This window comes from Clostridium sp. CCUG 7971 (assembly GCF_017590215.1).
Classification (GTDB): domain Bacteria; phylum Bacillota; class Clostridia; order Peptostreptococcales; family Peptostreptococcaceae; genus Faecalimicrobium.
The window spans coordinates 18,934-32,706 of record NZ_JAFFPK010000013.1 but is presented as its reverse complement, the minus strand read 5'-3'; the positions used below and the strand labels follow the sequence as shown (position 1 = coordinate 32,706).

10 protein-coding genes are annotated in these 13,773 nt (G+C 26.3%); 7 read left to right on the top strand and 3 right to left on the bottom strand.

Translation table 11 applies throughout. From position 1 onward, the window contains the following. The first annotated feature begins 16 nt into the window (after nt 1-16). The 6 genes from JWF52_RS02350 to JWF52_RS02320 all read left to right on the top strand — a co-directional run bounded on the left by JWF52_RS02350 (nt 17) and on the right by JWF52_RS02320 (nt 8,452). The gene (locus tag JWF52_RS02350) at nt 17-472 is read left to right on the top strand and encodes a DIP1984 family protein (protein ID WP_208331739.1); all 456 of its coding nucleotides are present in this window, start codon (nt 17-19) and stop codon (nt 470-472) included. A 444-nt stretch (nt 473-916) separates the two neighbouring features. Beyond that, on the top strand, nt 917-2,185 hold the full coding sequence (locus JWF52_RS02345) for a 4Fe-4S dicluster domain-containing protein (RefSeq protein ID WP_353654859.1): 1,269 nt from the start codon (nt 917-919) through the stop codon (nt 2,183-2,185). Between the two features lie 111 nt (nt 2,186-2,296). After that, nucleotides 2,297-3,118 carry a hypothetical protein gene (locus JWF52_RS02340; RefSeq protein WP_208331737.1) on the top strand — a complete coding sequence of 274 codons (822 nt, stop codon included), beginning with the start codon at nt 2,297-2,299 and terminating at the stop codon, nt 3,116-3,118. 272 nt (nt 3,119-3,390) lie between these two features. Then, a complete protein-coding gene (locus tag JWF52_RS02335; protein ID WP_286183970.1) occupies nt 3,391-6,237 on the top strand; it encodes a sialidase domain-containing protein in 2,847 nt (948 codons plus the stop codon). Nucleotides 6,238-6,811: 574 nt separating this feature from the next. Further along, nucleotides 6,812-7,633, top strand: a complete 822-nt coding sequence (locus JWF52_RS02325) for an ABC transporter ATP-binding protein (protein WP_353654858.1) — start codon at nt 6,812-6,814, stop codon at nt 7,631-7,633. A gap of 6 nt (nt 7,634-7,639) precedes the next feature. Continuing rightward, complete coding sequence (locus JWF52_RS02320; protein ID WP_208331736.1) at nt 7,640-8,452, top strand: DUF2705 family protein; 813 nt, start codon at nt 7,640-7,642, stop codon at nt 8,450-8,452. A 67-nt stretch (nt 8,453-8,519) separates the two neighbouring features. On the opposite strand, the gene JWF52_RS02315 is transcribed toward JWF52_RS02320, so the two are convergent. Continuing rightward, nucleotides 8,520-9,194 (bottom strand): Crp/Fnr family transcriptional regulator, encoded by a 675-nt coding sequence (locus JWF52_RS02315; protein WP_286183969.1) that lies wholly within the window; start codon nt 9,192-9,194, stop codon nt 8,520-8,522. Nucleotides 9,195-9,522: 328 nt separating this feature from the next. Then, entirely contained in the window at nt 9,523-10,863 is a 1,341-nt protein-coding gene (locus JWF52_RS02310) for an APC family permease (protein WP_208331735.1), read from the bottom strand. 398 nt (nt 10,864-11,261) lie between these two features. Between JWF52_RS02310 and JWF52_RS02305 the strand changes: the two genes are divergently transcribed. Continuing rightward, on the top strand, nt 11,262-13,262 hold the full coding sequence (locus JWF52_RS02305) for an elongation factor G (RefSeq protein WP_208331734.1): 2,001 nt from the start codon (nt 11,262-11,264) through the stop codon (nt 13,260-13,262). Between the two features lie 56 nt (nt 13,263-13,318). Here the strand turns inward: JWF52_RS02305 and JWF52_RS02300 are convergent, their stop codons facing one another. Continuing rightward, nucleotides 13,319-13,657, bottom strand: coding sequence for a phage holin family protein (locus tag JWF52_RS02300; RefSeq protein WP_208331733.1), 339 nt, complete (start codon nt 13,655-13,657; stop codon nt 13,319-13,321). Nucleotides 13,658-13,773 lie beyond the last annotated feature (116 nt).

Sequence of the window (13,773 nt, the reverse complement as noted above, 5' to 3'; positions counted from 1 at the left end):
ATAGGGAGAATAAAATATGAAACTAGCACAAGCACTTATGCTTAGAGCAGATTATCAAAATAAAATTCATGAATTAAAAAATCGTATAATTAACAATGTAAAAGTTCAAGAAGGTGAAGATGTTGCAGAGAATCCAATTAAACTTCTTGAAGAATTAAATAAAACTGTAGATGAGCTAGAACAATTAATAAAAAGAATAAACAGCACAAATTCTAATACTATATTTGAAAAAGATATAACTTTATCAGATGTTATTTGTACAAGAGATAGCATAAAGAGAAAAAGAAATATATTAGTTTCTGTATTAGATGAAGCTACAATAAGACATGATAGATACAGTCAATCAGAAGTAAAGTTTGTAACTACAGTAAAAATACCTAAATTGCAAAAAGAGCTTGACTCATTAGCAAAAGAATACAGAGAATTAGATATAAAAATACAAGAAAAAAATTGGACAACAGAATTAAAATAAAACAAAAGTAGGTAGCTTATCTAAAGGTGAACATTAACCCTAGAAACGGGGAAAAGTTTCTATATTTGATTTATCGTAGTATTAAAGGCGATACAAAACAATTAATATTTAGCCTAATACAATTAACAGTAAGTCCTAAAAGAATTTTTGGGCATAACAATATTACATATAATAACTTATTACCGAGTGTTAATTTAGAATAAGCGAGGGTGGATAGGGGATATTTTAGACATAGTACTTACTATGTCTTTTTATTTGTAAAAATAAACAAACAGGTACAAATTAAGATAAAATGCAATACTATAAGTGTTTAAAAATTAATCAATGTTAGTTTTATCGTTGGTATATTTTTATTTGAAATTATGATAAAATTAAAAGTAGGTCATAGGAGTTTGTATAAATATCAGTATGTATATAATATAAATTATAAGGAAGGTGATTAAAATCTCTCATATAAATGCAAAAAATGCATACAAAAGTTTAGAAGAAAGGATAAATAAGTTTCCACAAGGTGCACCACCTTCAGAGACTTTATATAAGATATTAAGTGTGTTATTTACAGAGAAAGAAGCTGAATTAGTAGCACAACTTCCAATAAAACCATTTAGAGTAAAAGCAGCATCAAAAATATGGAGTGTAAGTGAAAGCGAAGCATATAAAATATTAGATAATTTAGCGAAGAAGGCTTTATTACTTGATATAGAAGATAAAAAAGGTAAAAAATACATAATGCCACCACCAATGGCAGGTTTTTTTGAGTTTGCTATGATGAGAACAAGGAAAGATATAGATCAAAAACTTCTTGCAGAGCTTTACTATCAATATATGAATGTAGAAGAAGACTTTATAAAAGACTTATTTTACTCAACAGAGACTAAATTAGGAAGAACTTTTGTACAAGAAGAAGTTTTAACTAATGATAATGAAGTAACAATACTAGATTATGAAAGAGCAACACATATAATAGAAGAAGCTAGCCATATTGGAATAAGTATGTGCTATTGTAGACATAGAATGGAACATGTAGGAAAGGCTTGTGATGCTCCTATGGATATATGCATGACTTTTAATAATGTAGCAAATTCTTTAATAAATAATAAGTTTGCAAGAAGAATAGATGCATCAGAGTGTAAAGAATTACTTCATCAAGCTTATGAAAATAATCTAGTTCAATGTGGGGAAAATGTAAGAGATGGAGTAACATTTATATGTAACTGTTGTGGATGTTGTTGTGAAGCTTTAGTTGCGGCTAAAAGATTTGGTAATTTACATCCTGTACAAACAACAAGCTTTATATCTAATATAAATAATGAAAGTTGTGTAAGCTGTGGTAAATGTATAAAAGTATGTCCAATAGATGCAATAAGTATAGCTAAAGATAATGATAAAACTTACATAAAAGTAGATGAAAATAGATGTTTAGGTTGTGGAGTATGTGTTAGAAATTGCTTTAAAAATAGTATAATGTTAAGAAAAAGACCAGAAAAAATAATTACACCAGCAAATTCAGTACATAGATCAGTTCTTATGGCAATAGAAAAAGGTCAATTGCAAAACCTTATATTCGATAATAACGCATTAACTAGCCATAGAGCTATGGGTGCTATATTATCTGCAATTTTAGAATTAGAACCATCTAAAAGAGCCTTAGCTAATGAACAATTAAAGTCGAACTACTTAGATAGGTTATTAAGTATAAAAATTAAACATTAATAAAATTTATTATAAAAAAGATCCTATATGGGTCTTTTTTTTATACAAAAATTAAGTTATTATTAGATAAAATGAGTAAATAATTTAAGATGTAAGTAAGGATGTGTTTAAATGAATGTACAAAAATATGATCAGGATAATCCAAGATTAGTTAATTCCATTGTATGTGCAATAGATATACTAGGTTTTTCGCAAATGATAGTAGATTCTTGTGAAGATGGATATGGAAATAGTCTACTTAGAGAAATTAACTACTTAATAAATAAAAACAAGCAGTGCATTATTCCTAATAAATATAGTCATGGTAAGATAAAAATATTTACTGATAATATGGTTGTTGCTTATCCGATAACCGGTGATGGAGAAGAAGAATTAGATGAGATACTAGAAAATGTATCTGAATATCAATTTAACTTAGCTTTAGAAGGATTGTTTGTAAGAGGTGGAATAAGTGTAGGGAATTTTTATATAAATGATGATATAGTTTTTGGGCCGGCACTTTTAGATGCTCATAATACAGAAAGTAAACTTGCTTGTTATCCAAGAATTATTTTAGATGATAAAACTGTAAAAAAATTACAGAAATATATAAATTACTATGATGTTGCACCACAAAATAATATGATACTTATAGATAATGATGGACAGTGGTTTTTAAATTATTTAAATACAATATTTAAATACTATACAGAATGTAATAACGAATATGAGTTTGAAAGAATACAACTTGAACTTTTAATTAGACATAGAGATAAAATAGAAGAAATGTTACTAATACATAAAAAAAATACAAAAGTTTGGGACAAATATGTATGGATAGCGAACTATCATAATTATTTCTGTGATTTATATTTCCCAGATGAAAAGAATCTAAAAATATCTAGGAAAAGTTTACTTTCATGGCCTAGAGAAATAAATAATGATGATATTTAAATAAAATCTTCGTAGATGATACTTTTCATCTATGGGGATTTTTTTATTAACTAAAAATTAATTCTAATGAAAAAAAATTGCATGAAAATAAGTATAATCAATGTTTTAGTAATTGTTTTTATATTGAAATGACTTTTAATTATAAAAACTATATATAATACGAAAAAAAATTTCAGAAATAAAAAGGAAAGTAGTGTAAAAGGTAGAACCATATTTATATAGAAATATACTCATCTAAATTACTATAAAAAAATACACAGGAGGATTTTAAAATGAATAGGAAAACGATTGCAATTAGTATGGCAGTAGCTTTAATTATAGGAAACAGTTCATCTGTAGTTTTAGCTACAGATAAAGGTAAAGACTCTATAGTTTCAATAGCTGAAAGTAGCAATACAAAAAATAGAAATGCAATAGTAGAAGAAGAAATTTTACAATCTAAAATGACAGCTACTCATACATCTGCTCAACCAGGGGAAGGAGCAGATAAAGTTTTAGATGGGAATTCAGATACAATGTGGCATACACCATGGGATAAAAGTGCAAAACTTCCTCAAGGAATAACAGTGAACTTAGGAGAAAAAGCATTAGTTAGTACTATAAAAGTTAGCCCAAGAAAATCTCAAAATAATGGGATTATAACAAAATATGAAATTCATGCTATAAATGATGGAAAAGAAACCCTTATATCAAGTGGAAGATGGTCAGAGGATAACACCACAAAAATAGTAACTTTAGATAAGGCAGTAGAAGCAGATGAAATAAAAATTACTGCATTAGAAGGAGTAGGAGGATTTGCATCTGTATCTGAAGTTAATATATATAAACAATCTAAGGAAGCTAATAAAATAAAATCATATGAAAATATAAGAATAGCTTCAAATTCTCAAGCTGTAGATATATCAGATAAAATAGATGAATTAAAAAATTTAGAAGAAGGAACTATTGTAGCTAGATTTAAGGGAAGTAATAAGAATTTAGCTAGTTTAATAGGTATATCAAATAAAAATAGAGATTACTCACATTTTCATCTGTATAAATCAGGAGCTAAAGTGGGTGTTGAAATAAGAAATGAAAGTACAGGATTAAATAAACACATTTTTGGAGATGCCGTTTTAAATGAAGGATTTAATACAATTGCATTTAAAGTAGAAAAAGATAAATCTTACACTTTATATTTAAATGGAAAATTAATTAAAAAAGAAAATGCTAATGATACTAAATTTTTAAGTGATATAGTTGGAATAAACTCTGCTTTTATAGGTAAAACACCAAGATTAACTGGAAATCAATACCCATTTAATGGAGATATAGATTTTATAGATATATATAGTGAACCAATTTCAGATAATTACCTTGTTAAAAAGACTTCTGAAACTAATATACCTTCAGAAGATGACTATCTTCCTGAAAATGCATATAAATCTGAAAAACAAGATTTATTTAAGCCAGGAGATTTAAATTCAAATGCTTATAGAATACCAGCACTATATACTACTAAAGCAGGTACAGTTTTAGCATCAATAGATGCTAGAAAACCACATGGAGGGGATGCACCAAATAATATAGATACTGCAATAAGAAGAAGCGAAGATGGTGGAAAAACTTGGGAAGAATCTAAAATAATATTAGATTATCCGGATAAGGCATCAGCAATAGATACTGCAATAGTTCAAGATAATGAAACTGGAAGGATATTCTTATTAGTAACTCATTTTGCGTCAGGATATGGTTTTCATGAAGCTAAACCAGGAAGTGGATATAAAGAAATAGATGGTCAAAGATACTTATTATTGCGTGATGCAAATAATAATGAATACACAGTGAGAGAAGAAGGGAAAGTGTATGATAATAAGGGTATCGTAACTGAGTATACTCTTGATGAAGATCAGAATTTATATAGAAATAGTAATAAAGTAGATAATGTATTAACTAGTACAAGTCCATTAAAAGTAATGGGAACAAGCTTCCTATCATTAATATATAGTGATGATGATGGGAAGACTTGGAGTAAGCCAATGGATCTTAATAAAGATGTTAAAGCAGATTGGATGAAATTTTTAGGTACAGGCCCAGGTAGAGGTCATCAAATAGAAAATGGAAAATATGCAGGAAGACTTGTATTCCCAGTATATCTAACTAATGCAGCAGGATTCCAATCAAGTGCTGTTATATATAGTGATGATAAGGGGAAAACATGGGAAATAGGTGAAACTGCAACAGATGGAAGAGATATGGGAAATGGTCAAGTTGGTAATGCTCAAACTCAAACAAGAGGAAATCAATTAACAGAGTGCCAAGTTGTAGAAATGCCAAATGGTCAACTAAAATTGTTTATGAGAAATGACCCAGGTAGATATGTAAGGATAGCTACAAGTTTTGATGGTGGAGCTACATGGGAAGATGATATAGTTGAAGAAACTAATATAAGAGAACCATATTGCCAATTAAGTGTAATAAATTATAGTCAAAAAATAGATGGAAAAGATGCATTAATATTTTCAAATCCAGATGCAGAACCAAGAAATAGAATTGATGGTACAGTAAGAATAGGTTTAATATCAGAAAATGGAACTTATGAAAATGGAGAACCTAAATACGATATTAAATGGAAATACAAAAAATTAGTTAAGCCAGGATACTTTGCATATTCTTGCTTAACAGAGCTTTCAAATGGAAATATAGGACTATTCTATGAAGGAACTGATGTTAGAGAAATGTCTTATACTGAAATGAATTTAGATTATTTAAAATTCAATTTAGAAAAAGATACAAAACCAGCAAAATTAGAGAAAGTATATATTGTAGATCAAAAGGAGTCTTATAAACCAGGAGACGAATTAAAAGTAAACTTAAAGTTTAACCAAAATGTAAGTATAATGGGAGATAGAATTATAACAGTTAAACTTGGTAATAAAGAAGTAGAATTTAATATGATAGGTTATAATAGTGCTAATGAGGCTACTTTCGTAGGTGCTATACCAAGTGATATTGAAGTTGGAAATTATACTTTAATTGTAAAACCTAATCAAAGCATGGAAATAATAAATGTACTTAATAAGATAACAACAATAAATCAAGAGGTAGAAATATCACCAAGTATAGATATTAAAAAATAAATTTAAATTAGAAGTATTAAAGGGGCTGTCTTAAATTATAGACTGGCCCTTTTTTTGAAGCTTAGTAGAGAAATAATACAACTTAGTCTTAAACGTTTGTATTAGTAATAAATAAGGCATATACTATTTGTAAATAAAAGAGATTATAAAGGTGATTTTATTAGAAAATGAAGAAAGATTAATTCGTTATTATTATTAGCGATAGTAATAGTTTTTCTTCAATACATATTATACAATTATGATAAAGTACTTAAAATACCTGTATTTATAAGAACGACTATTCATTATATAAGTTTACTAGGGATATTTATAGCAAGCTCAAAAATATTTAATTGGTTTGACTTGTCTAATATGAACAATATTTTAACCTTTAGTTCAATATTTACAATAATTTATATTTGTATTTTATATCTATAGGAATTTACTATAAAGTTACAGGAGAAAGATTTAACGATAAATTAATATAAAAGTAATAAATGATATATGCGATAAACAAAATAGGAGGGATTAGAGTGAATATAATAGAAACGAAAAACTTAACTAAAAGTTATGGGAAAAATAGAGGTATACAAATATTAATATTTCAGTTAAAGAAGGTGAAATATTTGGTTTTATAGGTCCTAATGGTGCAGGGAAATCAACCACTATAAAAACTTTATTAAATTTCATATATCCAAGTAGTGGAAATGCTAGTATTCTTAATATGGATATAGTTAAAGATAGTGATAAAATAAAAGAGTATATAGGATACGTTCCTAGTGAAGTTAGATATTATGATGATATTAAAGTTAAAGATATGATTGAATATTCACAAAGTTTTTATCCTAATATAAACAAGAAAGATACAGATAAAATTTGCAATGAATTAGAATTAGATATGAATAAAAAAATGAGAGAATTAAGCTTAGGAAATAAAAAGAAAGTATCTATTGCTCAAGCTTTAATTCATAATCCAAAACTTTTAATACTAGATGAACCAACAAATGGTCTAGATCCATTAATGCAAAAAAGGCTTTTTAACTTGTTAATGAAGGAAAAAGAAAAGGGAAATACCGTGTTTTTATCATCTCATAATTTAGTAGAAGTTCAAAATTTATGTGATAGAGTTGCTGTAATAAAGGATGGATATATTGTAGATATACTTGAAATAGAAAAAGCTACAAATAAACTTAAACTAAAAGTAACTTTAAAGAGTGAAGAGATTAAAGAATGTGATATATTAAAATTATCAGACAAGATTTTAAACAAAGAAAACAATCTATATACATTTATATATTCAAAAGAAATAGATACACTTGTAAAAGAAATTAGCAGATATAAAGTAGAGGAATTATTAATAGAAAAAGAAAATCTTGAAGATGTATTTTTAAATTATTATGAAAATGAGGAGATGTAGAGGAGTATGAATATATTTAAATTTGAATTTAAACGACTATTAAAATCATGCATTATCTGGTCGATTGTTTGTAGTGGTCTAATTATATTATTTATGTCGATTTTTCCTAGCATGGAAAGTAGTGGTATGAAAGAACTTGTAATTGATAAAATGAGTGCGCTTCCAATGGATTTATTAAAGGCACTAAATATTGAGGCAACTGATTTTACAAATATATTTGATTATTTAAGCTATGCAATTCAATATATTGCAATGGCAAGTGCTATATATGGTGCTATTTTAGGTGTTAACGCTCTTATAAGAGAAGAAAGTGAAGGTACTATTGAGTTTTTATATTCAAAACCTATAAAAAGAAGTAAAATAATTAGATATAAGTTATGTTCAATAGTAGCTATATATTTTATATATATTATTATTACATGCATCCTTACTATAGGAGTTTCGTATATTGTAAAGCCTGATAATATTAATGGTATAGATTTAATTATTAATATTAAATTATTATTTAGCTCAATATTACTGCTTGGGTATATATTTATGGCAGTAGGTTTATTAATATCATCATTAATAAAGTCTGATAAAAGTTCAATATCTATTGCTATTTCAATATTCTTTATTACTTATTTTTTAGGAATGGTAGGGAGACTAAAGGATAGTTTTGAATGGTTTAAGTATTTATCACCATTTGATTATTATGTACCAAGTGATATTTTAAAAAATGGATTTGATACTACTTTTGTTATAATCGGAATTTTTATAATAATGGTATCTATAGCACTAAGTTATATTGTTTACAGTAAAAAAGATATGAAAATATAGAAATATTTTAGATCAAATAATATAAAAAATCATCCTAATATATTATATATTAGGATGATATTTTATATTATTTGATATTTTCTAGACTTTTTAAATCTAATAATTTGATTTTACCTCGAGATATTTCTAACAAATTGTCTTTTTCAAACTTTTTTAGTATACGAGAAACAGCTTCTCTAGCAGAACCTAAATTATTAGCTATATTTTCATGAGTTGCATAAATTACATCCGAATTAGTAAGATTATGTTCAACTATTAAAAAATTAGCAACTCTATTTTCTAAACTAAAAAATATAGTTTTTTCAATTAAAGATAGGGTTTCTGAAAGTTTATCTTGAGTTAAATTAAGTAAAAAGCTTAATACATAATTATTGGTTTCAGATAGTTTTTTTATAAAAGTACTATCTATAACAATTGCCAAGGAATCTAATTCTGCCTCAAGATTTATATCATAAGTTATATTTTTAAAAACACATGAAGCAGATAATACACACACATCTCTATCTAATAGTTTAAATAAAGTTATCTCTCTACCTGATTGAGAAGATATAAATATTCTAAATTGGCCATAAATGTTTATTAATATACCTGTACATGAAGAATTCTTACCATAAATAAGTTCTCCTTTTTTATACTTAACTATTGTACTTTTATCAATTAATTTTTTAATTTCATCTGAATTTAATTTATCAAAGAATGGTAAATTTTCTTGCAAGAGATATTTTTTATCTATATCAGCCATAATATTTCCTCCTTTAGGGTTATAACAAACCAAAATACTAACTAGCAATTATTAATCCAATATTGAATGAAAAATTGTATTACTATAAATAATATACCATTTATAAGTAATACACTAAAGTATATATTAAATGAAGTTGAATTATTTGGAAATATAAATAGTATTATATTTATATAATATATGAAAAAATATAATATTTTATATAAATAATATGGGGTATAAATAAGAATATAGAAATTTAATAAGTGTAGAAGCTTATATAGTTAGTAGAAAATATAAAAAAGTTATATATAATGTCAAAATATTACATATAACTTTTTTTATATAATTATGCAGCTTTATCTATACTATTTTGATTTTTATTAATCATATAGTTATAAACTGGGATACCGATAAGCGTTATTAAAACTCCTCCTAAAGACATCATAGTACTTTTAATTCCAGCAAGGAATAATTGGTCTATGACTACAAATAATCCACTTGCTATTGCAATTGCAGGAATTACTGGGTATAGTGGAACTTTATATGGTCTATGTAAATTAGGATGAGTTTTTCTAAGTTTTATTACACCTATAAATGTTAATACATAAAATGACCATATAGCGAACATAGATAAATCACTTAGTAAGTTAAATTGTCCGGATAATGCATATAATGCAGCAAGTGAAGCCATAACCATTGTTGAGTTAGCTGGAACATCATATTTATTTAATTTACCTAAAAATGCTGGTAAAGTTTTTTGTTGAGATAATGTATAAGCGATTCTTGGACCAGTTAATAAATATCCATTAATACATCCAAATACAGATATTAATATACCCATAGTTATCAATTTACCACCCATTTTACCAAATATCACTTCTGCAACAGCAGCAGCAGGTGATGCAAAGTTAGCAAGTTCGTTTGCTGGTAATACCCAAAGATAAGCTAAGTTTATAACTAAGTAAACTGCCATAACTAATGTTAATCCGCCTATTATAGCTTTTGGTAAGTCTTTTCCTGGATCTTTCATTTCTCCAGCTATAGCTCCAACATTTATCCAACCATCATAAGCGAATAATATTGCTACTAATAATTGTCCTATTATACTTGTTGGCTTAAGATTTTCTGCAACGAGGGGAGTCATTATTGGATTATTTCCTCCACCTTTTATAAAACCGAATATCATTATTAGTATAAGAGGTATTAATTTACAAACTGTTGAAATAGTTTGAATAGATCCACTTGTCTTAGAACCTAAAGTATTTAGTCCTCCTACTAATAAAATTACTCCTACAGTCATTGGAATTACTAAATTTTGATTTCCAAGCAAAATAGCAGATTGTTGCCCGAACATAACTGATATGGCAGCTATTGTTGCTGGGAAAAATAATACAGATTGCATCCAACCTGTTAAAAATCCTAATTTTTTACCATATATTTCTTCTATATATACCATCATTCCACCTGTTTTAGGTATTGCAGCTGAAATTTCTGCAGCAGTAAGCCCTGCAGTTATTGTCATAACTCCGGCCAATATCCATGCTATAATACCAAGACCTGGTGCTCCACCAGTTAATTCATATACTGCTTGTGGCTTAAAAAATACACCACCACCGATAACCATACCAACAACTGTTGATAGTGCAGCAGCAAATCCAAGATTTTTTTGAAGGTTTTTATTTCCCATAGTTTTGAATCCTTTCTTATTAAGTTTTACTAAAATTATTTTTGGCGCAAGAACCATTATAACTTTTTTTAAAATTAATACAACATTTTATTTTAAAATAAATTAATTTTTCGACAAAAATTTCGAATGATTGCTATTAAAATTATTAATGGTTAAAAATGTAAACAATATAAAATTATAACATAAATAAAATTTTAGTAAATAATTTATTTAAATAACTAATTTAAAATTAATCTTGTATCTTATATATTAAATAATTAAGTAAATATAGAAATTAACTAATTTATATAATAAAATAAAGAAAAGTAATTAAATAATACTTAAATTCATAACATTAAAATTTATATACAAAACTATAAATATTATTTAATTTATAAATAAAGAATATGAGGTGAAAAATGAATAAAACAATAGGGGTGCTAGCTCATGTAGATGCAGGAAAAACAACCTTTTGCGAGCAAGTATTATACCATACTAATAGTATTAGAAGTAGAGGAAGAGTTGATTCTAAAAATACATTTTTAGATAACCATAATATAGAAAGACAAAGAGGAATTACAATATTTTCAGAACAAGGAGTTTTTAAATATAATAACTCAAAGTACTTTATTATAGATACACCTGGACATATAGATTTTTCTCCAGATATGGAAAGATCTATATGTATAATGGATTATGCAGTAGTGATAATAAGTGCTGTTGAAAAAATTCAATCACATACTAAAACAGTATTTAGATTATTAAAAAAGTATAAAATACCTACAATATTTTTTGTAAACAAAGTAGACAGAGAAGGTGCAAATGTAGATGAAGTAATAAATGATATACAAAATAGCTTAACAACCGATGTAATAGATATAAATGAAAACTTTATATTAAATAAGAATAAAGCTGATATAAATAAAGAACTTATAGAATTTATAGCAGAAAGAGATGATAATCTTTTTGAAAGGTATTTATATGATAGCTATGAGCCTGATTTATGGTTAGAGAATTTCAAAGAAATGATAAAAAATAATAAAATTTACCCACTGCTAAAAGGATCAGCACTCAATGATATAGGTATATTAGAATTTATAGAAAAACTGGATTTTTTAACATATACATCATACAAATATAACGATAAATTTATAGGCAAAGTATATAAGGTAAAACATGATGAAAATAAAAATAGAGTGACTTATATAAAAGCCTTACAAGGTAATCTACAAGTTAAGAATGAAGTCTCGTATAAAAACAAAGAAGAAATAATAAATGAAAAAATAAATACTATAAGAATTTATAATTCAAATAAATTTGATGTAGTAAATGAAGTAAGTGCTGGAGAGATTTTTACAGTATCAGGACTTACAAATATAAATTCAGGGGATTACCTAGTAGAATCAAATACTGATATAAAATATATAAACAACTTATATAATAATCAAAATAAATTTGAAATAACGCCTGCACTAAAATCAAAGGTTATATTTGACAGCTCTTTAAATATAAAAGATGTATTAAATGCTCTTGCTTTATTAAACCTAGAGGAGCCTGCTTTAAATGTATTATGGGATGAACAACTTAAAGAAATACATCTACATGTAATGGGGAAAATTCAATTAGAGATATTAAAAGAAATAGTTAGGGATAGATTTAATATAGAAGTTGAATTTGGACCATGTGAAATTTTATATAAAGAAACTATAAAAGATAAATCAATAGGGTGTGGTCATTTTGAGCCATTAGGGCATTATGCAGAAGTGCATTTATTAATAGAGCCAGGACCTAGAAATTCTAAAATAATTTTTGAAAGTAAAGCTCATGTTGATGACATAAGCATAGGGCATCAAAATCTTATAAAAACTCACATATTTGAAAAAGAGCATAGGGGAATACTTGCAGGATATAATCTTACAGATTTAAAAATAACACTTATTACAGGTAGAGCTCATAATAAACATACTAGCGGTGGTGACTTTAGGCAAGCAACGCTTAGAGCTTTAAGACAAGGATTAGAATGTGGTGAAAATATTATCCTTGAACCATATTATAAATTTAAAATAGAAGTAGATTTAAACTATATTGGACGGGTACTGTCAGATATATCCAAAATGAATGGGCAATTTGAACCACCTGTCATATCTAATAATGTGGCAATAGTAGAAGGAAGGGGACCTGTTGCAACATTTATGGATTACAGCTTAGAACTTATAACTTTTAGCAAAGGTAGTGGAAGTATCAGTTTTATATATGATGGGTATGATGTCTGCCATAATAGTGAAGAAGTAATAGAAAGAAAAAACTATGATAAAGATGCAGATAGTGAGTATACTTCAAATTCAATATTTTGTTCAAAAGGTCAAGCATATATTATACAGGGCAGTGATGTTAAAGAAAATATGCATTGTTTAAAATAAAAAGCTACTAAAATTAGTAGCTTTTTATTTAATTTAATTTATACTATATAATAGATTTAGTCTAGTATATTATATAGTATAGTATTAGCTATTGATAATAGTATAGAAGCACCTATTGCACTTATAAAACCATATAAATTAACTCCAGGAACTATCGTAAATGCTAATTTTAAAACAACTGCATTTATAACCAAAGAGAATAATCCTAAAGTTAAAAAAGTTATAGGAAGTGAGAAAAATTGTATTAATGGCTTGACTGTTAGGTTAAGTAATCCAAATATTAATGTTAATATTAATAATGATTTAATAGAACTTATATACATACTATCCATTAAGTGTGACACTAAGTATAAAGATATAGCATTGACTACAATAAATAATGATATTTTCTTCATTTTTTAATCTCCTTTAAATTGTAATATAATTTTATTATATAGCTATAAAAGTATATTTTATACTAAGGTGAAAAATTATACAAAATAAAAATAAATATCCCTAATTAATAAAAAAT

Bases quoted from the DNA above. Each gene is read 5' to 3' on its own strand.
- JWF52_RS02350 (WP_208331739.1), top strand. From the start codon at position 17: ATGAAACTAGCACAAGCACTTATGCTTAGAGCAGATTATCAAAATAAA.
- JWF52_RS02340 (WP_208331737.1), top strand. From the start codon at position 2,297: ATGAATGTACAAAAATATGATCAGGATAATCCAAGATTAGTTAATTCC.
- JWF52_RS02335 (WP_286183970.1), top strand. From the start codon at position 3,391: ATGAATAGGAAAACGATTGCAATTAGTATGGCAGTAGCTTTAATTATA.
- JWF52_RS02320 (WP_208331736.1), top strand. From the start codon at position 7,640: ATGAATATATTTAAATTTGAATTTAAACGACTATTAAAATCATGCATT.
- JWF52_RS02315 (WP_286183969.1), bottom strand. From the start codon at position 9,194: ATGGCTGATATAGATAAAAAATATCTCTTGCAAGAAAATTTACCATTC.
- JWF52_RS02310 (WP_208331735.1), bottom strand. From the start codon at position 10,863: ATGGGAAATAAAAACCTTCAAAAAAATCTTGGATTTGCTGCTGCACTA.
- JWF52_RS02305 (WP_208331734.1), top strand. From the start codon at position 11,262: ATGAATAAAACAATAGGGGTGCTAGCTCATGTAGATGCAGGAAAAACA.
- JWF52_RS02300 (WP_208331733.1), bottom strand. From the start codon at position 13,657: ATGAAGAAAATATCATTATTTATTGTAGTCAATGCTATATCTTTATAC.